Raw genomic sequence first — 24,004 nt, 5'->3', positions numbered from 1 at the left:
CCGCTCACCAGTTCACCGCGATGTACTTGGTCTCGCAGAACTCCAGGATGCCGTGATGGGCCCCTTCGCGGCCGAGGCCGCTCTGCTTGACGCCGCCGAACGGTGCCGCCGGGTCGGAGGCAAGACCGCGATTCAACCCGATCATGCCGCTCTCAAGCCGCTCGGACACCCGAAATCCTCGAGCAAGATCACGCGTGAAGACATAGGAGATCAGACCGAATTCCGTCGCGTTCGCCGCAGCGATGACCTCCTCCTCGGACTCGAAGGTCATGATCGGCGCGATCGGTCCGAAAATCTCCTCCCTGGCGATGGCGGCATCCGCCGAGACATCGCCGAGCACGGTGGGCGGGAAATAGAAGCCGTCCTGCTCGAGCGCGCCTCCGCCTGTCAGCACTTTGGCGCCACGATGAACCGCATCTTCCACAAGGCCGGCAACCCGAGCGACGGCATCCCGATTGATCATCGGTCCGCACTGCGTCTGCCTGTCATAGCCAGGTCCGACCTTCAGGCCGCCCATGCGCTCGGCAAGTTTGGCGGAAAACGCTTCGGCTATGCCCTTCTGGACGTAGAAGCGGTTGGCGGCCGTGCAGGCCTCGCCGCCATTGCGCATCTTGGCTACCATCGCGCCGTCGACCGCGGCGTCCAGATCCGCGTCGTCGAAGACGATGAACGGCGCATTTCCGCCAAGCTCCATGGAGCAGGAGATCACGGTGTCGGCGGCTTCGTGGAGGAGCTTTCGGCCGACTTCGGTGGACCCCGTGAAGGAGAGCTTGCGCACGCGCGGGTCGTGAAGCATGGCGCTGACGGTCGCGCCCGAGCGTCCTGTCGTGATGACGTTGACCACTCCCTCGGGAACGCCCGCCTCGGCGTAAAGGGCGGCGAGCGCGTAGGCGGTCAGCGGGGTCTCGGTCGCCGGCTTGAGAACGCAGGTGCAGCCTGCGGCCAGAGCCGGGCCGATCTTGCGCGTTGCCATGGCAGCGGGGAAATTCCAGGGTGTCACCAGCACGGCGACGCCGATCGGCTGGTGATGGACAACGATCCGGTTGGCCCCTGACGGGGCCGTATAGATCTCTCCGTTGAGCCGCACCGCTTCCTCCGAGAACCAGCGGAAGAACTCGGCCGCATACGCGACTTCACCATAGGCATCGCTCAGCGCCTTGCCGTTCTCGAGGCTGATCAGCTCGGCCAGCATGTCCTTGCGCTCGATCATCAGGTCAAAGCAGCGCCGGAGGATCTCGGAACGCTTGCGCGGTGCGGTCGCAGCCCATGCCGGCCCGGCGTCGTGGGCCGCCTTCACCGCCGCCATCGCGTCTTCGATGCTGGCATCGGCCACGGAGGCGATGGGCGAGCCGGTGGAGGGATCGAGGACATTGATGCGCTTGCCGGTCGAGCCCGCGACCCACTGGCCGGCGATGAAGAGATCAGTCGGCACCGAGGCGATGTCGAAGCTGATCTGCGAGGCGATTTTCTGCTGGATGGTCATGTCTCTGGCCCTTCATTCGGCGGCGGCGCGCAAGCGGGCGCGCTCGCCGGTGAACGCGCCCTCGACCAGCGTCGCCATGGTGTCGAGCGTGACGGGGCGTGGGTTGTTCTTGATAAGCCGGGCGCTGAGCATGGCCTGCTCGGCGACCTGTGGCAGATGCGCGGCGGTGACGCCGAGATCCGCGATCGTCCGTGGAATTCCGATGGAGGCGAAAAGGCGTTCCACCGCGTCGATGGTCTCGCCGGCCTGCTCGGAGAGGGCCATCTCTGAAATTCGCAGCCCCATCGCCTGGCCGATCTCGGCAATCTCAGGCTCGCAGTGACCGCGATTGAACTCCATGACGTAGGGCATCATGACGGCGACGCCGGCCCCGTGCGGGGTATGGGTCATGGCGCCGATCGGATACTGCACGGCATGGGCGACGGCGGTTCCCGCCGTTCCAAAGGCGAGGCCGGCAGCGGTGGCGCCGAGCATGAGGCGCTCGCGCGCTTGCGTGTCGCCGCCATCGTCGTAGGCGCGCTTGAGGCTCGACGCGATGTGGGAGATCGCGAGCCGCGCCCAGGCATCGCTCAACGCGTTCTTGCCGAGGAAGACATGCTCGTGGACGATCGTGCCTGTCGGCTGGCGCCGAAGCGTCGTGAACGCCTCGATGGCGTGGGTGAGGGCATCCGCCCCTGATACCGCCGTCAATCCGGGTGGACAGGAATAGGTGAGCTCGGGGTCGCAGATGGCCGTGTGGCTGATGATGTGTGGGCTCGCGATACCGACCTTCAGGGCCCGATCGGGATCGGTGACGACGGCCACGGGCGTCACTTCCGAGCCGGTTCCCGATGTGGTGGGAAGGCAGATCAGAGGCATGACCGGTCCGGGAACCTTGAATTCGCCGTAGTAGTCCGACGGCTTGCCGCCGTGGGTCAGCAGAAGGGCTGTGACCTTTGCCGCGTCGAGGCAACTGCCACCGCCGATGCCGATGACGAGATCTGCCCCCATCGCGCGCCCGATCTCAACGGCCTTGGCGATGCATTCGATGGGCAGCTCCGCGATCGTGCCATCGAACACACCGGTTTCCAGCCCTGCTTTTTTCAGGTCGTCGATGATGTGGGTGAAATCGGGATCGGCGGCGAGGCGCTCATCCGTGACGATGAGGGCGCGGCGACCGAGCGCGGCGGCATAGCCGCCGAGCGCCTTTCGCTGGCCTGCCCCGAAGACGAGATTGCGCGGCGTGCGCTGCGTTCCGAACAATGACAAGCGGCTTCCTCCTCGCACGATGTCTCGATGCGGCTGCCGAGGCACCCGCCCATATTGAAGCTTCTTCCAGGCAGCGTTCGCCGCTCGGATACCTTCCCGAAGGCGCCGACACGTCGGGCGCGGCCTTTGCCGCGACCTGGAATGAATATCCGGCGCGGATGCGCTCAGGTCATGCCGCCATCGGCGATGATGGTTCGCCCGGTGATCCAGCCGGCATCTGGCGACGCCAGGAACGTCACGATGCCGGCGATATCATCGGTCTGTCCGATCCGGCCAAGCGGGGTCATGGCCATGATCTGATCTCCCCGCTCGGCCACGATCTTCGTCGTCATGTCCGTCTCGATCACACCGGGCGCGATCGCGTTCACCGTGATGCCCCGGGGCCCGAGTTCCTTCGCGAAGGCATGGGTGAGAGTGATCACCGCCGCTTTCGTGGCCGAATAGACGGAGCTCGTCGGGATCGGCCTGAAGGCCAGCGCGGAAGCGAAGTTGATGATACGGCCACCGGCCCCCATGTGCGGCAGGACTTCCTGTGTCATCAGGACGGTCCCCATGACATTGGTTTCCAGCAGGGAGCGGACAAAATCGGCATCCATCTGGCCGAGCGGCCGGTATGGGCCAATGCCGGCGCAGTTCACCAGGGTGTCGATACGGCCGAAGCGATCGACCGTGGCTGCCACGGCCGACCGGATATCGTCTGGATTGGCGATGTCGGCCTTGATGGCGATGCAGCCGCCGCTCGCGCGATCCAGTTCATTGGCCAGATTTTGCGCCGCCAAAGCGTCGGACCTGAAGGCGATGGCGACGCGGCCGCAGAGCGAAGCGAACCGACGCGAGATTCCGGCGCCAATGCCGCGCGAGCCGCCGGTGACGAGAACGACCTTTCCTTCGAGCTGCGAGGCCGCGCTCATCGATCCGTCCCCTCGTCCCCCGGCATCGGATACTCGTCCGCATTCAGCACCCAGCCGGGCTTCTGCGAGAAGTCGAAGCGCGGCGGCGAGAAGATGTCGACCAGCTGGTTCTCGCCTTCTTCCATGCCGCGCGAGGTGTGAACCGCCGGCGGCGGGATGACGGTGATCGACGGAGCGCCGAGACGCTCGTGCTCGTCTTCGCGCCAGGCGCTCAGGCGCGGGGTCCACGGCCAGCGGATATGGTGGGTAAAGGTGCCCGCGAGCACCAGCGAGCATTGCTCGAAGTCGTCGTGATGGTGTGGCGAGAGCATATCGACATTCCTCGGCCCATGCTCCCTCGGCAGGACGTTTACCATCAGCGTCGAGCAGCGCCAGATGCGGCCGAAGCGGCCCGGTTGATCCGGTACGTCAAGCGAATAGCTGCGGACGCGGAAGCCGTCCTTCGGCTCCGGCCAGGACTGGTAGGGCGGGATGTTGGGATGTTGGGATGCATAGGCGTCGGCGTTGGCGCAGGCCGCTGTGAGATCCTTCGAGCGGGCACTGAAAATGCGGACCAATCGTCCCCCCTCGGGCAGGGTGATGGTGCTGTCGCCCGGCGGGACAAAGGCGATGGAGTAGCCGGCGACCTTTTCGGTCCGCCCCTCCCAGGTGATCGTCGCAGGCGAGCGAGCATCCGGCAGAAGGACAGCGTATTCGTCGACCTGTCCGGTTCTGGAGAAGGAGCCGCCGGGCCTTGCCTCGGTATGGGCCACGACGAAGTTCTGCCCGCGGCCGAACCACGTCTTGCCGTTGTCGTCGTCCTGTCCCGGCTCCATGGCGTAGAACCTCAGGTATTCCGCGGCGGCGAAGCTGGTGGCGGCCGGGCCGGACTTTGCCGGCGCCAGTGAGGCGCGGGGATCACTGCTGTCGTACATTGATGTTTCCTCCTTGATCCACCCGCACATGCTTCTGCTCGCGGTCGAGAGGTTCGCTTGAGCGATCGACCGGCCTGGCAAAGACAGGACGGCGGTGTTCCTCCAACAACCGCCATCGGGGCATCGCGCCGGAACCCAAAAAGGACACCGGCGAGCCTCTTCCACGACAGATCCCGACCTGCCCCTATCCCGAAGCCTTAGGCGACCGCCAATGATGGCGGACGCCGTTCGATACTTGCGTCAAAAGCGATTGGGTTGGGTATGCGTTGTTTCGATCTATGGAACGACGTTCTGATTGAAAGAATACCGAATGCGGCACCCTTGTCAAGCACCAGAGGACCTCAATCCCGCGTTCGTTCTTGGCTCAAAAAGCCTGATATCCCAGCGCCTTGGAAACACGTTGAGCGGCGGCGATCGTCTTGGCGCATTGATCCTTCGAGGGGACTTCGGGAATGAACTGAATCATGTCGACGATGCCGACCGCGCCGCAGACCGCCCCCGTGGAATCGAAGACCGGCGCGGCTAGCGTGTTGAGGCCGATGCTTGTCTGGTTTGCGGCCGTGGCCCATCCCTGGGCCCGCACCTTTTCGAGTTCCGCGACCAACAGAGGCGGGCTGATAATGGTCTCCGGCGTGAATATATCGAGCTTGCCGCGCAGCACGCGATCGCGGAAGTCCGGTGACGAATAAGCGAGGATCGCCTTTCCCTGGGCGGAGCAGTGGAAGGGCAGAATCGAGCCGGGGCGCACCCCGATCTCAATTGGCGAACGCCCCGGAACCATGACCAGCACCCGCATTCCGTCGGGCGCGATCTGTGAAACCACTGCCGAGTGACCAAGGGCATCGCGCAACTCCAGGAGGGGATCGGCCGCAATATGCGCGAGGTCCAGGATGTCGCTGACGGCACGCCCGAGAGCGGCGAGCCGCGGGCCGGGCTCGTAGCGGTCGGAGTCCTTGGGCTGAATGATGTAGCCGAGCTGTACAAGCGTCTGAAGATGACGATGAATTCGGCTTTTCGTGCTCCCCAGGGCATCCGCGAGCGCGGTCACTCCGACAGGGCGGCGCTCCTTGGCCACGTGTTCAATGATGTTCAAAGCCAGAAGAACCGCCTGAACGCCGTCTCCGCTCTTGCCTTCGATCCGAGGCATCTGTTTCCGCTTCCCTCGCTGCCTTGCGTCCTGATCCCTCATCGCGCGGGCAAATCCGGCCAGAAGGTTCGGTGTGCGCAATTTTGTTTCGAACAGCGATACGTTAGGTGCCGACTGAGAGCGTGTCAACGTCTGCTGTCGGCTTCTCCAGGCTTCGTCAGCGGGTCTTTCTCCATGCGTCATCTGGCACGAGATCCAGGGGATGAACCTCCCGTTGGACCGGCGCGACGGGCAGACGGGCGGTGTCGAGCAACTGGGCGGCGAAACGTTCGAGATACTCCTCACGAGCCTCCGGCGCGACGCGTGGCGCAGCATAGGCGACAAAGGGCTCCGAAACTTCATAGCCCATGTATTCGAAGGCCAGGCGGCGAACTGGCATGAGCACGTCGGCGGCCGGCCCATAGACACCCTCCGGCGAAAAGCGCGCGGGCGTGCCCCCCGTTGTCACCGCGAACATCGCCCGGCGACCGCGGAACAGGCCGCTGTCGAACCGGAATCCGTCCACATAGGCGAAGCTATACGCCATCACCCGCTCGAACCATCCCTTCAGGATGGCGGGCGGGCCGCCCCACCACAGGGGAAAGATGGCGACGAGGATATCGGCGGCCGCGACCTTGTCCTGCTCAAGACGGATCTCTTCGACGAAGGTGCCCTCGCGCGCTGCCTTTGCCTGTTCGGACTGGTAATGGAAGCGATCGGGGTCGGCGACGCTGGTGAAGTCGTGCCGTCCCGCAACAGGGTTGAAGTCCATGGCGTAGAGATCGGACAGCACAACCCGATGTCCGGCCGCTTCCAACGCAGTTCGTCCGGTGTAAGCCAGTGCATGGCAGAAGGATGTCGGCTCGGGGTTGGCAAGCACGATGAGGACGGTTCGAGCAGGCATCAGAACGCCACCTGATCGCCACCCTTGAGGCCGAGAATCTCACGCGCCTCTGCGGATGTCGCCACTTCAAGACCGGCTTCGCGCACCATCCGAACCGCCTTCTCGACCTGCTCGGCGTTGCTCGTGGCCAGCCGGCCCGGTCCGCCCCAGAGCGAGTCCTCCAGGCCCACGCGCATGTGCCCGCCCATCAGCATGGACTGCAAGCCGACGTTCATCTGGTTCCGTCCCGCTCCGAGCACCGACCACTGATAGCTGTCGCCAAACAATCGATCGGCCGTGCGCTTCATGTGCATCACATCCTCCGGATGACCGCCGATGCCTCCAAGTATTCCGAAAACGGACTGGATCAGGATCGGAGCCTTGATGAGGCCACGCTCGACGAAATGCGCGCACGTGTACAGGTGGCCGATGTCGTAGCACTCGATCTCGAAGCGCGTTCCGTTCTCGGCGCATGTCGTCAATATCGTCTCGATATCGGAGAAGGTGTTGCGGAAGACGCGAGAGCGCGACCCTTCCAGATAGGCGTATTCCCAGTCGTGCTTGAGGTTCTTGTGCCTGTCGAGCATCGGGAACAGGGCGAAGTTCATGCTGCCCATGTTGAGGGAGGCGACCTCGGGCTTGAACCGGGCGACCGGGGCAAGGCGCTCCTCCACCGTCATCGTCGCGGCGCCGCCCGTGGTGATGTTGATAACGCAGCCCGAGCACTGCTTGATGCTGCGAAGGAAGGGCTCGAAGCGCTCGGGCGTCTGCACCGGCTCGCCTGTTTGCGGGTCGCGGGCGTGGAGGTGGACGATCGCGGCTCCGGCCTCGGCGGCGCCGACCGCCGCTTCGGCGATCTCTTCGGGGGTTACGGGCAGATGCGGCGACATGGACGGGGTGTGGATCGAGCCCGTCACGGCGCAAGTGATGATGACTTTGCGCGGCTGTTTGGCCATGGAAGCCTCCCAGGAGGTAGGGGTTTGATTAATTGACCGCCATCAGGGCCGACGGAAGGAACAGGGAGAACGCCGGGACCAGGGCCACGAGCATCAGAATGATGATGCAGATCCCAATCATCGGCGCGGCCTCGCGGATGACCGCCGACAGTGGTTGGCCCGAGATGGACGCCACGATGAACAGCAGGATGCCGACGGGAGGCGTCGCCATGCCGATGACGACGTTGAGCACTGCCATCGTTCCGAACTGCACCGGGTCCATTTGAATGATTGCGGCGAGCTTGAGCAGGATCGGCATCGTCAGGATGAGGATCGAGATCGGCTCCAGGAACATGCCGAGCAGGAGCAGGAAGAGATTGAGGATCAGAAGGATCAGGTACTTGTTGTCGGTGAGCGCCAGGACCATCGAGGCGATCTTCTGCGGCGCCCGCTCCAGCGTCAGAACGAAGGAGACGATCGAGGCCATCGAGGTTATGAAAAGGATCGACGCGCTCACCAGAGCCGTGGCGATCATCGCGTTCCATATGGAGGTCGGGGTGAGGTCGCGGTAGACCAGCCCGATGAACAGCGCGTAGGCCACGGCCACGGCGGCCGCTTCGGTTGGCGTGAAGATGCCGCCCTTGATGCCGACAAGAATGATGAGCGGCAGGATGAGGGCGGGAAGGGTGCGCTTGGTCGCGACTATGCATTCCGACCAGGCTACCCTGGGGGTCGTGGGATAGCCCTCTCGGTGAGCGCGCCAACTCGCATAGGCGAGAAGGCCCCCGGCGATGGCCATGCCCGGCACCACGCCGGCAAGGAACAGCTGACCGATGGAGGCGCCGGCGAGCACGCCATAGATGATCATCGTGATCGACGGCGGAATGATCGGCCCCATGATGGAGCTGATGCCGACAAGCGCCGCGGCATAGGCTGACGGCATCCCCTGGCGGTTCATGGCCGGAATGAGGATCGAGCCGAGGGCAGAGGCCTCGGCGGTGGCGCTGCCCGAGATGCCGGCGAAGAAGCCGGCTGACAGCACCGTCACGGATGACATGCCGCCTCGCCGGTGACCCACCATGGCGCGGGCGAACTGGACGATCCGGTCGGTGATGCCGCCGACATTCATCAGATTGCCGGCCAGAAGGAAGAGCGGAATGGTCAGGAGCACGAACTGGTCGACGCCGGCCATCATGCGCTGCGGCAGCATGATGGCCATGGCGCCGTTGCCGGACAGAAAGAGGTAGAGCGTGCCGGCGACGCCGAGCACCAGCGCGATCGGAACCCCGGTGGCGACCAGGAGCGCGAAGACGGCGAAGAACGTACCCATCAGGCAATTTCCCCGGAGGTGCCCATGACGTCGGCCCTGTCGGGTTCGCGGCGCAGCAGCCGGCGAAACCTCAGGGCGAGGTCCACAAGGATATGCAGGAACAGGAGAGCCGCGCCGACAGACACGGAAACGTAGATCCAGCGGATCGACAAATGCAGCGGATGCCCGAAGAGGCTGCCCCAGATGAAGTCGAGGGCAGGGGTCGTCTGAGTGTCGAAGCGAGATGCGTAGATCCAGCCGGTCCAGATAACGATCGCCAGGAAGACCAGCACCGGCAGCGCCATGACGATACGCAGAATCCGACGCATCGTCACGGGCAGGGCGCCGGGAAACATCTCCAGCGTAACGAATTCGCCCTTCTGGTAGGACAGCCCCAAGAGCAGGAACGTCATCCAGACCAGGATGTACCGGCACAGCTCTTCAGCCCAAATGAGTGAAGAGCCGAAGACGTAGCGCGCCACCACCTGCGCCACCATGATGGCGACGATCGCCGTCATCATGGTTCCGGCGATGAAACGGATGAGGCCCCGGTATAGGCCGGCGATGCCGCCGGACCGCCCGGAACGCGGCTCGGTCGTGTCCATGGTCGTCCTCCCGCCATGAAAGTGACCTGCTGGGCCTCCCGACCCAACAGAAGCTCTCGTTCTGCTCGGGGTTCGTCAGCTCGCTTCGGCGGCAGCCACGAATTCGGCGATCAGCGGGGATTTTTGGCTCCACTGACCGACGATGGGCGCGACCTTTTCCTTGACCTTGTCGAGGTCCTCCAGCTCGACGATCTCGACCCCTTTCTCCTGAAGTTCGCCGCGGCCCGTCTCGTCCTGCTGCTTGGCATAGTCGAGCGTGGCGATGACGGACTGTTTGCCGGCCTCGCGCAGTGCGGCCTGAAGGTCCGGCTCGAAGGAGTCGAAGACGATTTTGCTCATCGCCGTCGTCGCGTGCCAAGGATAGTGGCCCGTCAGCGTGAAGTGCTTGCCCACTTCCCACAGATTCTCGCCGAGCATCGAGGAGACGTTGATCTCCAGCGCGTCGATGACCTTGGTCTCCAGGGCGCCGTAAACCTCGCCATAGGGCAAACCCACCGGCGAAACACCGATGGCTTCCCAGATCGCCTTGTGCAGCGGCACCGGCACGATACGGGTCTTCAGACCGGCAAACTGGTCGGTCTTTTTCACCGCGCTCGCGACCGACAGGAAGTGGCGTCGGCCGATGTCGGCGGTCGCGAGGCCGATCAGGCCAGCGGGTTCGAGGTCGTCATGGATCTTCTGCGCGGCGTCGGACAGCGCCAGCTTGGCGAAGTGATCGTAGTCGCGGATGAGGAACGGCAACTGATAGGCGTCGAGCGCCGGCCGGCCCGTGACCAGCGGATATTGAACGCCGCTGGCGTTGCACATATCCAGCGCTCCGGCCACGACGGATTCGAGGTTCTGCTTGTCGTCCCCAAGCTGGCGGTTGGGAAATATCTGGACGTCGAACGCGCCCGGTACGAGCTTTTCCAGCGACTCGGCAAAGCTCGTCGCGATGATGTGGCCGGGATGAATTTCGTTCGCCGCGTGCGCGAAGCGAAGTGTGCGGGTGGCGGCCCGCGCCACCCAGGGCATGGACAAGGCCGCGCCCGCGGCCAGGCCCGTCTTCATGATGGCACGACGTGTGAGCATTGCCTTCCTCCCTTGTCTCACGATGTGTCGAATGCTCCGGCGGCACCGGCTCAGTGGATGTTGAGCAACCAGGCCGCGTTGTCACCGATCATTCTTCGGATGTCCTGTTTGGGCATCTGCATGTCGAGAAGCATCCGCACGATCTGGCGGTATCCCTCGATGGGGCGGGGCGAGCCCTGCAGGCCGAGGTCGGAGGACAGCACCGTTCGCTCCGCTCCCGCAAGCTCGATGTAGTGGGCGAGGTCTTGCTGCGTGAAACACAAGGCCTTGCCGGGGATGAACATGCAGATCGAATGTTCCAGATAGGCCCCCAGCTCGACGAGAGCGCGCATGTCGTCGTCGGTGCAGTTCACCACATAGGTCGGGTGATTCACCAGCATCCGCTTCACGCCGCGCCGTCCGGCCTCCTCGAACACCTGAATGATCTCTCGTGCCGGAAGATGGCCCCCGGCGAGGATCATGTCCGCTTCAGCGACGATGTCGAGGACCAATTTGGTGTCGTCGGTGATCGCGCCGTTGGCGTCGAGCGCGCTGAGAGGGATCGGCTCAAGCATCCGCTTTGCGGTTTTGGGAAAATTCTTGGCGCCGCTTTCCGTCTGAGCGACATGATTGGCGGCGGACAAGGTCGGCAACCAGACGATCTTCGCGCCGATGTTGGCGGCGTGATTGACCGCGTGCGGATTGATGCCGCCGGAGGCATTGTTGAGCGCAATGCCCGAATACAACCGGACGCCCGTGTTCGGCACGAGCTTCTCGAGCATGACGGCGTGGGCGACGCCGAGATAGAAGTGATCCTTGTAGAGAAGTGCGCGGAAGCCCGCCTCCGCCGCATCCAGCAGCGCCTCGTGGTGATCGAGGATGCGTGGCATGGCGGCTGGGCCGCTGTGGCAATGCAGGTCGACCGCGCCGACCAGCAATTCCTCCACTTCCGCATCGCGCGGATCCGTCGCCGTGTTCATTATCCATCTCCTCCTTCCCCATCCGGGGATTTCGAAACAGAGCCTTGAAGGCGATACGGCGGCGTTCTCTTCGAAGAAGCCGAGCGCAACACATGGAAATCGCCAGTCGGCCCCTTGTCCAAGGTACGAGGGTGCCCGATCACCCACGGCGGATACGGCCGAGGGCGTTGCGGCGAGCAGCCGCGAGCCGCCATGACGGCGGTTCGAAGTTCGAAACTCTCAGCCGCTCACGGCCGGCGGCGCTTCATCGGCCGTCGCCGGATTGAGCAACTCTTTGCGTGAAATCAGCCAACGTCTTGATCGCCGCCAGGCGCATCAACCCCTGGTCGGAGGAAAGGATGAAGGCGGATGCGCCCTTGGCCGCCAATGCGGCGGCATCGTCAAGCGATCCGGCCAGAACGCAGGCCGGCTTTCCGGCATGGCTCGCGGCCGCCAGGACCTTGTCGGTCGCATCGGCGACGGCGGTCGATCCGCCATCGAATTGGCGATAGGCCACGGTAAGATCACCGCGACCGATGAAAACGCCGTCAATTCCGTCCACCGCGAGAATTCGATCGATCACATCGATCGCCTGCGGGTCCTCGATCATGGCGATCACCGTGACGGAAGCGTCCTGCGCGGCGACATGCTCGGCGATCGTCGCCCTGCCGTAGGTGCCCGCCCGCGTGGTGTTGGAGAAGCCGCGCGCACCGGTGGCGTAGCGACAGACATCGACCACCGCCTTCGCCTTGGCCTCGCTGTCGACGTGGGGAACGAGGACGCCGGTTGCTCCACAGTCCAGCACCGAAAGGATGTGGTGGGCCTCCGAGCCTTGAACCCTCACGATGCCTGCGATGCTGGACGCCCGGCAAGCCAGCAGGACCTGATCGGTGGTCTCGCGGTTGAAGGGCGCGTGCTCCTCATCGATGACCGCGAAATCGAAGCCGACCGAACCAAGGATCTCACTGGCATGGGTTGTTGGCGTCTTCAGGAAGGTTCCGAACAGCTTTTCGCCTGACCGGAAACGCGCCCGAAAATCATCGAGGTTGGATCTGCTCACCGTTCCTCCCGAGTTCTGTTGTTCAGAACACTCTTCTATTAAACGGAACGTCACGCATTTCCCTCGCGCTGTCAAGGGCCGTCGAACGATGTCTGCCAGGGTGGTCTTGCGGACTGCGTGTCGGCTCGTCGAGCGGTCATCTTCTGCGAAAAGGGACCCAGCCGCTTTGGCAGGAGAGGGGGCAAGTCGGGGATAGCGCGGCGTGAAGGCGCCGCTTGACAGCCGTGACCCATCGCTGATCCGGCAGGTCCGGTCTCTCCTTGAAAGGCGAGCGCAGTGGCAAGCGTCAGCGTCCTCTCTGCGCCGGGTATGCACAGGCAGGCGGTGCCATTCGATCAAGGCTGCTGCGGGGAGAGGTTCGTCAAGTGGTCGGCCAGCCTCGTCGCCGTCGGCGGCCAGTTCATCTCAGGCAGCGTCTTCCCGCTTTGGAGAACAGCAAGCGCTGTCGCGGCACTATTCCACTTCAGTGCTTCTGGCTGGTGAAGAGCCCCACCCGTGCCAGTTCTTCGCTTGCCATGCCGGAAAAGCGAATCAGCGTCTCGTCGTCCAGGTCGGCGGCCATGCCGGTGATGGTGAGTGTGCCGAGAAATGCGCGATCGCCTTCGAAGACGGGGATGGCGACAGAGGCGAGATGGCGGTTGCGTTCGCCACGCGAGATATAGCGCGCCGCCGCCTTGATCTTGGCACGTTCGGGGGTCTCGGGCTCGGTATAGGCCATTAGAAGCTGGGCGGCCGCGCCTCCGTCCTTGAGCGGGACCGAGGCGCCGACTTCGATGAAATAACGAAAATCGCGGTGAATGTTGTCGCGCGCCAGACAAACGCGCTCGCTGTTGGAGCGAACGAAAAAGGACGTCGTCTGGCCGACCTGACCGCTGGTGGCGACGATCGCGCTTTCGATGCGATGCACGAAGTTCGACGTTTGCCGGAAGATTGCCGCCATCCGGAGATTGGCCGGCCCCGGTGAATAAGCCCCATCCAGCCGCTTTTCCAAATATCCCCAGGCCACCAGCGTCTTCAGGGCGCGTAGCGTCGTGGCCTTGTCGAGGCCTGACTCTGCCGAAAGCTCCCGCAGCTGCCGGACGGGGTGCTGCTGCGTGAACAGGGAAAGCAGGAAAAGGCCCCGCTCCAGCACGCCGGACGGCGGGCGAACCGCGCTGTTTGTCATCGGAATCGTGAATCCTGTCTTGACGTGGATCAAATCCGTTGTTTTAATCATTGAAACAGATTTCACTGAATGAAACAAGAGGAAACAATGTCGCAGAAGTACTACGATGCCGCCGATGCCGGCTTCCGCATGGAGATGTCCAAGCTCGCGCCCGAGGATTTCAAGGCGTGGATGGGCCTCAATGCCATTCCGGGCAAGGATCACGGCCAGATCCCGCCGAAGGTTCGCGAGCTGATCGCAATTGCCGTCGCCCACGCGACCGGCTGCCCGTACTGCATCGAGTCGCATGTGACGAAGGGCAAGGCCGTCGGCGTGACAAAGGCCGAGGTGGCCGAGGCCGTGTTGATCTCCGCCGCTCTTTGCGCCGGTGCCGCCGCCGCCCATGGCGGGCTCGCCATGAAGTTCTACGGCGAGGAGTGATCAGGCGCCGCATTGCCTGATCCATCCGGCTGAGGAGGGCCGTATGACCAACGTATCCGTCTTCGACATGACGACGATGCAGCATCTCTGGAGCACTCCGGAGATGCGCGAGATCTTCTCGGAGAAAAACCGTTTGCAGAAATGGTTGGACTTCGAGGTGGCGCTGGCTCGCACTCAGGCCGAGTTGGGGATCATCCCCGAAGCGGCGGCGGAGGAAATCGCGGCCGCCGCGCACATCGACAGGGTCGACCTCGAGGCCGTGGCCGAGGAGGTTCGCCGCATCAAGCATACCCTGGTTCCGCTTCTGAAGGGGCTTCAGGCCAACCTCGGCAAGGAGGCGGCCGAATTTCTTCATTATGGCGCGACCACCCAGGACGTGGTCGACACGGGACTGATCCTGCAGCTTCAGCAGGCCCATCGCGTCTTCTGCCGCGATCTCGGCGCCGTTGGGCGCGAGCTGATGCGGCTCGCCGCCGAGCATCGCGATACCGTCATGGTGGGGCGCACTCACGGTGTTCAGGCGCTGCCCATCACCTTCGGCCATAAATGCGCGATCTGGCTCGACGAGCTGTCGCGCCATGCCGAACGCATGGAGCAGGCCGCGCCGCGCGTCTTCGTGGTCATGCTGGTCGGCGCTGTCGGAACACAGGCCTCCTACGGGCCGAAAGCGAGGGAAATTGAGGCCGGAACAGCCAGGCGATTGGGCCTGGGCGCAACCGATATCAGCTGGGCTCCGTCCCGCGACCGGATCGCGGAATACATCACGCTTCTGGCTATGATCGCCGGCACCCTCGGCAAGATCGGCAACGAGCTGTTCAATCTGCAGCGCAACGAATTCGCCGAAGTCGAGGAGGGGTTCTCCGAAGGCAAGCTCGGCTCCTCCACCATGCCCCACAAGCGCAATCCTGTGGCGGCCGAGAACGTGGCCATGCTCTCGCGCAGCGTCCGCTATTCGGCGGCCATGATGATGGAAGCCATGGTTCAGGAGCACGAGCGAGATGGCATCGCCTGGAAATCCGAATGGAAGGCGGTTCCAGAGGCCTGCCTCGTCACCGGCGCCATTCTGATGCAGGCCGGCGCTCTCCTCAAAGGCCTGCGCGTGGACCGCAAGGCCATGGACCGCAATGTCGCGTTGATGAAGGGTTATCTCCTGTCGGAACGCGTGATGCTCGAACTGGGTGAGCGCGTGGGCAAGAACACCGCGCATGAGTGGCTCTACGAGGCCTCGATGAAAGGCATCGAGAGCGGCGCAAGCTTCGCCGACGCCCTGTCGAGCCATCCTCATATCGCCGATGCGTTCTCCGCTGAGGAAATCGACCGCCTGACCGAGCCGGGCGAGTATCTCGGCGATGTCGGCGCCAGCGTCGACCGCGTTCTGGCTCGTGAACGCGGCGCCAAGTGGCTCTCGGAACAGTAGATCGTTCCGGGATCACATCAAAAAACGCACATCCATTCCGCTCCGCGGTTCGACGTTGCGGGTATCTGCTTGGGAGGCGGACCGCGCCGGATGTGTTGTCATTCAAACTTGGGAGGAAATCCGATGAAAAGAACTCTTTTGGCCCTGACCGCCGCGCTTCTCGCCACGCCGGCGATGGCCTTTCCGGACAAGCCGATCGAGCTGGTCGTTCCCTTCAGCCCCGGTGGCGGCTCCGATGTTTCAGCGCGTGTCTTCGCGCAATGCGTCGAGCCCATCCTCGGCCAGAAGGTGCTGATCAAGAACATCACCGGGGCGCGCGGCAAGATCGCCGAAGTGGAAGTGCGTGACGCCCGGCCGGATGGCTACAAGCTTCTGTGGGCTCACCAGGGCATGGACATGGGCCTCGCCACGGGCCGCTCCGACTACAATTATTCGGCCTTCGCGCCGGTCGCGAGCTCGGTCGCCATGAACTACGGCGTCTTCGCGGGCGCGAGCAGCGGTATCGACAGTGTCGAAGCGCTACGCGCCAAGGTGAAGGAGAACCCCGGCAAGTACACCATCGGCACGGCCCTCAACGGCTTCTCGCACTTCGCTGTTCTCGACTTCCTGGATGCGGCCGGCGTCAATCTCGACGACCTGCGCACCATCCCCATGTCGGGCGACAAGGAACGCATCGTGGCCGCCATCCAGGGCAACCTTACCCTCGTGCCGGTGGCTGTCGGTTCCGCCGCCCCCTACGTGGAATCGGGAGACGTGGTGCCGGTCGCCATTCTGTCCGACAAGCGCGATCCGCGCCTGAAGGATGCGAAGACCGCGGAAGAACAAGGCGTCGACAGCCTTTTCGCCATGTACTTCACCACCTTCGCCCCGAAGGAAACGCCGAAGGAGGCGGTCCAGACGCTCGCCGATGCGTGGATCAAGGCGGCCGAACAGCCGGACTGCCAGAAAGAACTGGCCAGGCAGTCCATGACGGTGGCGCCCGCCAAGGGCGAGGAACTCGATAAGGCTCTCGCCAAGCGCTACGAGCGCATCGAGAACCTGACGAAGAAGTTCCATCTCACCGACAAGCCCTGAACGGCGAGCCCTTTCAACCGTCGAGCTCGGTTCATGGCCGCGCGTGAATGCGCGGCCATCGGGAAGCCTTCATCGTGAGAGGCGACATGCGCAAAACCGATTTGATCTTCTCAGCCGTCTTCATTCTATGCTTCGTCGTGGCGGCTTCTCAGCTGTTCAAGCTCGAGGACATGAACTCCGCCGTGGTGTCCGCCAAGCTGTTTCCCTGGCTCGTCGTGGGGCTCGGACTGGTCGTCGGCGTTCTGGAGACGATCCGAACGCTCTTATCGGCCTCGGATGACAAGCGGCGCAGCCTCAGGGCGATCTCCGCCGTGGCCTTCGCGCCGCGCCGCATGATGCTGCTAGCGCTCTTCGTCGCCTACCTTTTCGCGATCCAGCCGATCGGCTTCCTTTTGGCGACCGCGATCTTCTGCGTCGCGACCATCGTACTGCTGGCGCCCAGACGGTCTTTCGGCACGGTCGCGGTGGCCTGCGCCATCGCGGTGGGGACGTCCTCGTTCATCTACGTCCTGCTCGTCGTCTATCTCCAAGCCTTCCTTCCATAAGGATTGTCGGGCCATGTACGACTTATTCCTCACAGGGGTTGCGGCGGTCTGCCAACCCTGGACGCTCGTTGCCGTCATGCTTGGCGTCGCCGGCGGTCTCGTCATCGGGTCCATCCCCGGGCTGACCAGCACGATGGCCATCGCCCTTCTGGTCCCGCTCACCTATGCGATGGACATCAACCTGGCATTGCCGCTCCTCATGGGCGTCTATTGCGGGGCAATTTCCGGCGGCCTTGTCGGCGCCATTCTCCTCAACATTCCTGGCACTCCGGCCTCGGCCGCGACCTGCCTCGACGGCTATCCGATGGCCGCCGGCGGCCAGGCGGTCAGGGCGCTCGGCCTCGGCGTCTATGCCTCGATGATCGGGGGCGTTCTGTCGGGTCTTGCTCTGGTGTTGATCGCGCCGCTGCTCGCCCGCGTTGCGCTGAGCTTTGGGCCGTGGGAGTATTTCTCGCTGGTGATCTTCACCTTCAGCTGCATCTCGGCCATGTCGCCCAAGGGGCGCGCCATCAAGGCGTTCATGGCGGCCTTCATCGGCATCCTGCTTTCCCTGGTGGGGCTGGACGAAGCTTCCGGCCAGGTGCGGCTCACCTTTGGTTTCACCGCCCTCGAATCCGGCTTCTATGAGCTGCCGGCGCTGATCGGCCTTTATGCGATCCCGCAGCTCCTCGCCGATACCGACGACATCGGGCGCTCGGCCACGGTCCTCAAGATCAAGTTCCAGCTGAGGGCGTTCGTCGCCACCTTGCGGGAAGTCGTGGCCTGCCGGCGCGACCTCGGACGCTCGACCTTCATCGGCATCATCATCGGCATCCTGCCCGGCGTCGGTCCCGGCCTTTCCAATATCGTCGCCTATAGCCAAGCCCAGCGCGCCTCGCGCCACCCCGACCTTTTCGGCAAGGGCGTTCTGCCCGAGGCGATCGTCGCGCCGGAGGCGGCCAACAACGCTTCCATGGGCGGCGCCTTGATCCCGATGCTGACCCTGGGCATTCCGGGCGATGCATCGACGCTGATGATGCTGGGCGCGTTCATGCTGCACGGCATCGATCCGGGGCCGCTGCTTTTCCGCGATCACGGCGAAATCGTCTGGATGGTCTTCGTCTCGTTCTTCGTCGCCTTCTTCTTCTGCTTCATCCTCTACCACTTCTTCATCCCGCTGACGGTGAAGGCGGTTTCCATTCCGCGCCAGTACGTTATTCCGGTGCTCCTGATCCTGTGCACGGTCGGCTGTTACTCGCTGAACAACCGCATGTTCGACGTCTACTGCTTCCTCGGCTTCGGGCTGCTCGGCTACCTCCTCCACATTGCCCGCGTCCCGGTCCTGCCGGTGATCCTGGGCCTGATCCTCGGCCCCATGGCGGAAACCCAGCTCAGTCTGGCGCTGGCCTTCGGCAACGACTCTGTTCTGCCGTTCATCACCCGGCCGATCTCCGGCGGCATCCTCCTCGTCGCCCTCCTCAGTCTCGTTCTGCCGGCAGTGCTCGGCCGCTCTCGCCGCAAGCTTGCAAACGCGCCGGCCTGAGTCCGCAATCACAGGAGACACCTGATGACCGCCAAGCCCTCCATCGTCGTCGATTGCGACTGGCTCAAAGCCAACCTGTCGGCGCCGGATCTCATCGTCCTCGACGCGAGCTGGTACATGCCCGCCGAGAACCGCGACCCGGCAGCCGAATTCGAGCAGGCTCACATCCCTGGCGCCCGCCGCTTCGACTACGACCGCGATATCGCGGACCTCTCGTCGCCGCTGCCGCACATGATGCCGAGCCCCGCCGTGTTCGAAGAAAGGGTGCGCGCCCTCGGCATCAACGGGAACAGCCAGATTGTCGTCTACGATGGTTCCGGCATCTTCGCCGCGCCTCGCGCGTGGTGGATGTTCAAGGCGATGGGGCACGAGAGGGTCTGCGTGCTGGACGGCGGTCTGCCGGCCTGGCGGGCGGCGGGCGGCGAGATCGAGTCCGGCGCGCCGCGTCCGGCTGAGCCTGGGAATTTCCAGGCACGCCCCGTTCACTCCCGCCTCTACGATGCGTCCTCCGTGCTGGACGGGCTGAAGGCGAGCGTAATTCAGGTGGTCGATGCCCGCTCGGCCCCACGGTTCGAGGGAGCGCAGGCCGAGCCTCGTCCGGGTCTGCGGTCGGGGCATATGCCGGGAGCCCGCAATCTTCCCTTCGATCGGATTTTGGCGGACGGGCGGTTTCGCAAGGCCGAGGATGTTCGTCGTGCGTTCGAGGACGCTGGCCTGCACAGCGGCCAGCCGATCGTCGCCTCGTGTGGGTCCGGTGTCACCGCCTCGGTTCTGGCGCTGGGCGCCGAGCTGGCGGGGCTCGGCCCGGTCGCTGTCTATGACGGCTCCTGGGCTGAATGGGGACAGGAAACGCGCGATGATCTGCCGGTCGTCACCGGAGCGGCCGGATGAGCGCGCTGGAAACGACGGCGCTACCGGATGCCGTCCCTGAGCTCGCTCCCTTGACCGAGTTCGTCGCCGATTTGCCCGACACCGTCGATCAGGAACTAGAGGCGCGGCTGTTCGCCACCATGCTCGACTGGTCGAGCGCCCTGATCGCCGGGATAGGACACCCTTATCATCGCGATTATGTCTCGGCGCTTCTGTCTCCCCTTGAAACAGGACCTGTGCGGGTTGCGGGGGTGGCGGGATGCCACCCCCTGGCGAGCGCTGCAGGGGCGAACGCTGCCATCAGTCATTTCTGGGAGGTCGATGACGCGCACCGCATCTCGACCAGCCATCCCGGCATTACGGTCGTTCCCGCCGTCATCGGCTTGGCGCAGGCGTTCCCCGACGGGGCCAGGGAGCGCGTGCGGCCGGCGCTGATCGCTGGCTTCGAGGCCGTGATGCGTGTCGGCTCCCATCTCGGCAGCGGCCATTACGCGGCGAACCACACCACCGCCACGGCCGGCTGCTTCGGGGCCGCTGCCGCCGCCGCGCGTTATCTCGGGCTGGATCGGCAGCGCACGCTCTGGGCGTTCGGTCATGCCGGCACGCAGGCCGCCGGCCTGTGGCAAATTCTCGATGACGAGGCGTTCTCGGCCAAGGCCTTTCATGCCGCCGCCGCCGTGCGCAACGGCCTCGCCGCCGCGCTTTTGGCCAGAGCCGGCATTCCGGGCGCGGTCCACGTTCTGGAAGGCGCGCGCGGAATGCGCAACGCTTGGAAGCTCGACGGGTGCGATCCGCAATGGCTGATCCCGTCGGGGCGGCCCATGCTGTTCGACGTCACCATCAAGGCTTGGCCGACCTGCGGGCAGACGCACAGCGCGCTCGATTGCGCCCGCGCAATCCGGGGGCGGCTGCAGCAGGGGGCGGCGCGCGTGCGCAGCATCGTCGTTGACGTTCCCCAGGCCGCGCTGGCCATCGCGGGCGTCAGGAATCCGAGCACCGTCTCCGACGCGAAGTTCTCGACCAGCTTTTGCATCGCCGCCGCGATCGCGGGCCGCGCTCCGGATTTTCGTGGACTCGGGCCCGAACTTCTCGCCGATGCCGACGTTCGCGCCCTGGAGCAGCGAACGCAGGTGCGTCACGAGCCGGCCTTCACTGCGCGCTTCCCCCAGGAGAGGCCGGCCCGGGTGTCGGTCGAGCTCGATGACGGCACGGTTTTGACGGAAGAGCGTTCGTTTAGAAACGGCGACCCGGAGCAGCCGTGGAGCGAGCCAGACCTCATCGCGCGCACTTGCGACGTCCTGAAACTTGCTGGCCGGTCGATCGACGGGAACCGCCTCGTGGATTGGGCACGACGCTTCGCCGGTGCTTCCGGCGACTGGAGCCCCGACGAACTTTTCGACATCGCGGCGGGCAGCGCGAACGAGCAAAGGAATTTCCCATGAGCGAGGCCGTGATTGAAAGCTTCTCGCCTTTGGCTGAGCGCCTCGCCAACGCCCTTGGCACGCGCGCGGTGATCACAGAGGCGGATGCCCGCGAAAAGTATCTGGTGGAAGAGCGCGGGCTGTTTCGTGGCGAAGCCGCAATCGTCATCGTGCCGGAAACCGCCGCTGATCTCGCCAAGGCGGTTGCGATCTGCGCGGAGGAAGGCGTCGGGATGGTCCCGCAGGGCGGCAACACTGGGCTTGTCGGCGGCTCGGTGACGAGCGGCCGTGAGGTCCTCGTCTCGTTTGAGAAGATGAACCGCATCCGCGAGGTCGACGCCACCAACTTCACCATCACCGTTGAGGCGGGCGCCATCCTCGCCGACGTCCAGGCAGCTGCCGCCGCCCAGGACTGCTTCTTTCCCCTCAGCCTCGGCGCCGAGGGCAGCTGCACCATCGGCGGCAACATCGCCAGCAATGCCGGCGGCATCAGCGTCCTGAAATACGGAAACGCGCGCGATCTGACGCTCGGGCTGGAAGTGGTGTTGCCGGACGGGCAGATCTGGGACGGCATGCGGCCGCTCTACAAGGACAACAGCGGGTATTCGCTCAAGAACCTCTTCATCGGAAGCGAGGGCTCGCTCGGCTTCGTAACGGCGGCTGTCCTAAAGCTCTATCCGCGCCGCAGGCAGATCCAGACCGCCTATTGCGCGCTGGCGACGGTGGAAAGCGCGCTGGAGCTGCTGGCCTTGGCGCGGCGGCGAAGCGGCGATCAGGTCACCGCCTTCGAATTGATGTCGGAATTCTCGCTGTCGATCGTTTGCGCGCATGCCGATGGGCAGCGTCCCTCTGCGGAGGTTCACCCTTGGTACGCCCTCATCGAACTCTCCACGTCGCGCGATGGCGACGATCTAAGGGCGACATTCGAGGCGTTGCTGGAGGAGGCTTTCGAGAGCGGACTGATCTCGGATGCCGTGGTCGCGGAAACGATCGACCAGGCGCAGCGTCTCTGGCGGCTGCGCGAGGGTATTCCCGAGGCACAGAAGCGCGCGGGCGGCTCGATCAAGCACGACATCTCCGTGCCGGTTTCTGCGATCCCGCGCTTCATCGCAGAGGCGAGCCAGGCAGTCGAGGCGTACATGCCGGGCATCCACGTCTGCGCCTTTGGCCATGTTGGGGATGGCAACGTCCATTATAACCTGACGCAGCCAGACGGCATGGCCAAGGAGGCTTTCCTGGAGCATTGGGAAGCTGTGAACGACATCGTCCATCCCATCGCGATGGCGATGAACGGGTCGATTTCGGCCGAACACGGCATCGGGCTCCTGAAGGCGCAGGAGATCGATCGCTATCGTTCGAAGTCCGAGCAGGCGTTGATGCGCACCATCAAACGCGCGCTCGATCCCCGCTCGATCATGAACCCCGGCAAGACCGTCGCGATCGAGGGAAAGGCGGCGGGATGACCACGCCGCGCATTTCCTCCTTTTTCGACGCGCAGACCAACACCTTCTCCTATGTTGTGGCCGAAGAGGAGGGGCGAAGCTGCGCCATCATCGATAGCGTTCTCGACTTCGACTACGCTTCGGGCCGCGTCTCGTACCAGGCGGCCCAGGCGATCATCGACCATGTCGAGCGGGAAAAGCTCGACGTGGAATGGCTCCTGGAAACGCATGTCCATGCAGACCATCTCTCCGCCGCGCCCTATCTTCAGGAGAGGCTCGGCGGAAAGATCGGCATCGGCGCCGGCATCGTCGAGGTGCAGGAGACCTTCGGCAAAATCTTCAACGAGAACACCCGCTTCCAGCGCGACGGCTCCCAGTTCGACCGGCTGTTCAACGATGGCGACGCCCTCTCGATCGGGGCAATGTCCGGCTATGCCCTGCACACGCCGGGCCACACGCCGGCCTGCATGACCTACATCTTCGGTGACGCAGCCTTCATCGGAGACACGCTTTTCATGCCCGATGCAGGGACAGCGAGAGCCGACTTTCCAGGCGGCGACGCGCGCATTCTGTTTCGTTCCATCCGCAAGGTTCTGGCTCTGCCGCTGTGGACCCGGCTCTTCATGTGTCACGACTATGGCCCGAACGGCCGCGATATCCGCAACGAGACGACGGTGGCCGAGCAGAGGATGCACAATGTGCATGTATGCGATGGTGTCACCGAGGACGAATTCGTGGCGTTGCGCCAGTCGCGCGACGCGACGCTCGCCATGCCTCGGCTGATCATTCCTTCGCTCCAGGTCAACATGAAGGCGGGAGCGTTGCCGGAGCCTGAGGAAGATGGGCGGCGCTACCTGAAAGTGCCGCTCAACGGTCTCTGAACAAAGACAGGAAGCGGGGCCGCGCGGTGATGGTGATCCTCCCGCGCTCGCGTCAGCGCCGCAAAAGACTGTGGGATAAGCATCATGTCGATAGAGCCGCTTCCCGAACGAGAGAGCATGGAGTTCGACGTTGTGATCGTTGGTGCCGGGCCTGCGGGACTGTCGGCGGCGATCCGGCTGAAGCAGCTCGACCCTGACTTGTCGGTGGTGGTTCTGGAGAAGGGCTCGGAGGTCGGCGCGCATATCCTTTCGGGCTGCGTGCTCGACCCTTCGGCTCTCGACCGTCTGCTGCCGGAATGGCGGGGCGAGGGCGGGCCGGACGCCATCCCGGTGAAGGCCGAGCGCTTCCACGTCTACGGTCCTCACGGCGGCATCCGCCTGCCGACGATGCTGATGCCGAAGCTGATGCACAATCGCGGCTGCTTCGTCGTCGAGCTCGGGCCGCTGTGCCGCTGGCTCGCCGAGAAGGCGGAGGCGCTGGGGGTGGAGGTTTATCCGGGCTTTGCCGCTTGCGAGCTGATCCTCGACGCCGACGGGGCGGTGGTAGGGGTTGCGACCGGCGACATGGGGATCGAGCGCAACGGGACGCCGGGTCCGAACTTCCAGCGCGGCATGGCGCTTCTTGGCAAGTATGTCCTGATCGGCGAGGGAGCGCGGGGCTCGCTCAGCAAGGAGCTCATGGCGCGCTACGGCCTGGGCGAGGGGCGTGAGCCGCAGAAGTTCGGCATCGGGCTGAAGGAGGTGTGGGAGATCGACCCGGCGAA

General features: G+C 64.3%; 23 protein-coding genes. 10 read left to right on the top strand and 13 right to left on the bottom strand.

Going from position 1 to position 24,004, the window contains the following annotated elements; translation table 11 throughout:
- Positions 1–4: 4 nt before the first annotated feature.
- From B5D38_RS20930 to B5D38_RS20870, 13 genes are all read right to left on the bottom strand, one after another.
- On the bottom strand, positions 5–1,483 hold the full coding sequence (locus tag B5D38_RS20930; protein WP_078710397.1) for an NAD-dependent succinate-semialdehyde dehydrogenase: 1,479 nt from the start codon (positions 1,481–1,483) through the stop codon (positions 5–7).
- Positions 1,484–1,495: 12 nt separating this feature from the next.
- Positions 1,496–2,731, bottom strand: coding sequence for an iron-containing alcohol dehydrogenase (locus B5D38_RS20925; protein WP_078710396.1), 1,236 nt, complete (start codon positions 2,729–2,731; stop codon positions 1,496–1,498).
- A 164-nt stretch (positions 2,732–2,895) separates the two neighbouring features.
- Complete coding sequence (locus B5D38_RS20920; RefSeq protein WP_078710395.1) at positions 2,896–3,642, bottom strand: SDR family NAD(P)-dependent oxidoreductase; 747 nt, start codon at positions 3,640–3,642, stop codon at positions 2,896–2,898.
- Entirely contained in the window at positions 3,639–4,556 is a 918-nt protein-coding gene (locus B5D38_RS20915) for a cupin domain-containing protein (RefSeq protein ID WP_078710394.1), read from the bottom strand. Before B5D38_RS20915 ends, B5D38_RS20920 begins: the two co-directional genes overlap by 4 nt.
- Positions 4,557–4,920: 364 nt before the next feature.
- Positions 4,921–5,703 (bottom strand): IclR family transcriptional regulator, encoded by a 783-nt coding sequence (locus B5D38_RS20910; RefSeq protein ID WP_165690939.1) that lies wholly within the window; start codon positions 5,701–5,703, stop codon positions 4,921–4,923.
- Between the two features lie 157 nt (positions 5,704–5,860).
- Positions 5,861–6,586, bottom strand: a complete 726-nt coding sequence (locus tag B5D38_RS20905) for an NAD(P)H-dependent oxidoreductase (RefSeq protein ID WP_078710392.1) — start codon at positions 6,584–6,586, stop codon at positions 5,861–5,863.
- Entirely contained in the window at positions 6,586–7,521 is a 936-nt protein-coding gene (kce, locus tag B5D38_RS20900) for a 3,5-dioxohexanoate:acetyl-CoA acetone transferase (protein ID WP_078710391.1), read from the bottom strand. The genes B5D38_RS20905 and kce overlap by 1 nt, the downstream gene beginning before the upstream one ends.
- Before the next feature lie 28 nt (positions 7,522–7,549).
- Complete coding sequence (locus B5D38_RS20895) at positions 7,550–8,830, bottom strand: TRAP transporter large permease (protein WP_078710390.1); 1,281 nt, start codon at positions 8,828–8,830, stop codon at positions 7,550–7,552.
- Positions 8,830–9,414 (bottom strand): TRAP transporter small permease, encoded by a 585-nt coding sequence (locus B5D38_RS20890; protein WP_078710389.1) that lies wholly within the window; start codon positions 9,412–9,414, stop codon positions 8,830–8,832. Before B5D38_RS20890 ends, B5D38_RS20895 begins: the two co-directional genes overlap by 1 nt.
- Positions 9,415–9,489: 75 nt before the next feature.
- Positions 9,490–10,485: a TRAP transporter substrate-binding protein gene (locus B5D38_RS20885; protein ID WP_078710388.1), complete on the bottom strand. Its 996-nt coding sequence runs from the start codon at positions 10,483–10,485 to the stop codon at positions 9,490–9,492.
- A 50-nt stretch (positions 10,486–10,535) separates the two neighbouring features.
- On the bottom strand, positions 10,536–11,444 hold the full coding sequence (locus B5D38_RS20880) for a DUF6282 family protein (protein WP_078710387.1): 909 nt from the start codon (positions 11,442–11,444) through the stop codon (positions 10,536–10,538).
- Positions 11,445–11,688: 244 nt separating this feature from the next.
- A complete protein-coding gene (locus B5D38_RS20875) occupies positions 11,689–12,483 on the bottom strand; it encodes an HpcH/HpaI aldolase family protein (protein ID WP_078710386.1) in 795 nt (264 codons plus the stop codon).
- Between the two features lie 463 nt (positions 12,484–12,946).
- The gene (locus B5D38_RS20870; protein WP_207553009.1) at positions 12,947–13,852 is read right to left on the bottom strand and encodes an IclR family transcriptional regulator; all 906 of its coding nucleotides are present in this window, start codon (positions 13,850–13,852) and stop codon (positions 12,947–12,949) included.
- On the opposite strand from B5D38_RS20870, the gene B5D38_RS20865 reads away from it, so the two are divergent.
- The 10 genes from B5D38_RS20865 to B5D38_RS20820 all read left to right on the top strand — a co-directional run.
- Positions 13,820–14,068: a carboxymuconolactone decarboxylase family protein gene (locus B5D38_RS20865; protein WP_207553008.1), complete on the top strand. Its 249-nt coding sequence runs from the start codon at positions 13,820–13,822 to the stop codon at positions 14,066–14,068. The two genes, B5D38_RS20870 and B5D38_RS20865, sit on opposite strands and share 33 nt — an antisense overlap.
- A gap of 43 nt (positions 14,069–14,111) precedes the next feature.
- Complete coding sequence (gene purB, locus B5D38_RS20860; RefSeq protein WP_078710383.1) at positions 14,112–15,485, top strand: adenylosuccinate lyase; 1,374 nt, start codon at positions 14,112–14,114, stop codon at positions 15,483–15,485.
- Between the two features lie 123 nt (positions 15,486–15,608).
- Positions 15,609–16,559 carry a tripartite tricarboxylate transporter substrate binding protein gene (locus B5D38_RS20855; protein ID WP_165690937.1) on the top strand — a complete coding sequence of 317 codons (951 nt, stop codon included), beginning with the start codon at positions 15,609–15,611 and terminating at the stop codon, positions 16,557–16,559.
- 86 nt (positions 16,560–16,645) lie between these two features.
- Positions 16,646–17,104 (top strand): tripartite tricarboxylate transporter TctB family protein, encoded by a 459-nt coding sequence (locus B5D38_RS20850; RefSeq protein WP_165690936.1) that lies wholly within the window; start codon positions 16,646–16,648, stop codon positions 17,102–17,104.
- A gap of 13 nt (positions 17,105–17,117) precedes the next feature.
- On the top strand, positions 17,118–18,626 hold the full coding sequence (locus B5D38_RS20845) for a tripartite tricarboxylate transporter permease (RefSeq protein ID WP_078710380.1): 1,509 nt from the start codon (positions 17,118–17,120) through the stop codon (positions 18,624–18,626).
- Positions 18,627–18,650: 24 nt separating this feature from the next.
- Positions 18,651–19,517, top strand: a complete 867-nt coding sequence (gene sseA / locus B5D38_RS20840; protein ID WP_078710379.1) for a 3-mercaptopyruvate sulfurtransferase — start codon at positions 18,651–18,653, stop codon at positions 19,515–19,517.
- Positions 19,514–20,938, top strand: a complete 1,425-nt coding sequence (locus B5D38_RS20835) for an MmgE/PrpD family protein (protein ID WP_078710378.1) — start codon at positions 19,514–19,516, stop codon at positions 20,936–20,938. Before sseA ends, B5D38_RS20835 begins: the two co-directional genes overlap by 4 nt.
- Positions 20,935–22,380: an FAD-binding oxidoreductase gene (locus tag B5D38_RS20830; protein ID WP_078710377.1), complete on the top strand. Its 1,446-nt coding sequence runs from the start codon at positions 20,935–20,937 to the stop codon at positions 22,378–22,380. Before B5D38_RS20835 ends, B5D38_RS20830 begins: the two co-directional genes overlap by 4 nt.
- Positions 22,377–23,240 carry an MBL fold metallo-hydrolase gene (locus B5D38_RS20825; RefSeq protein ID WP_078710376.1) on the top strand — a complete coding sequence of 288 codons (864 nt, stop codon included), beginning with the start codon at positions 22,377–22,379 and terminating at the stop codon, positions 23,238–23,240. Before B5D38_RS20830 ends, B5D38_RS20825 begins: the two co-directional genes overlap by 4 nt.
- Positions 23,241–23,321: 81 nt before the next feature.
- Positions 23,322–24,004: NAD(P)/FAD-dependent oxidoreductase (locus B5D38_RS20820; RefSeq protein WP_425349350.1), on the top strand; the 683-nt coding region annotated here is incomplete at its 3' end.

Origin of the sequence: Consotaella salsifontis, assembly GCF_900167365.1 — a bacterium.
GTDB classification, from domain to species: Bacteria; Pseudomonadota; Alphaproteobacteria; order Rhizobiales; family Rhizobiaceae; genus Consotaella; species Consotaella salsifontis.
The sequence above is the reverse complement of the archived record's forward strand: the minus strand, read 5'-3'. Positions and strand labels throughout refer to the sequence as shown.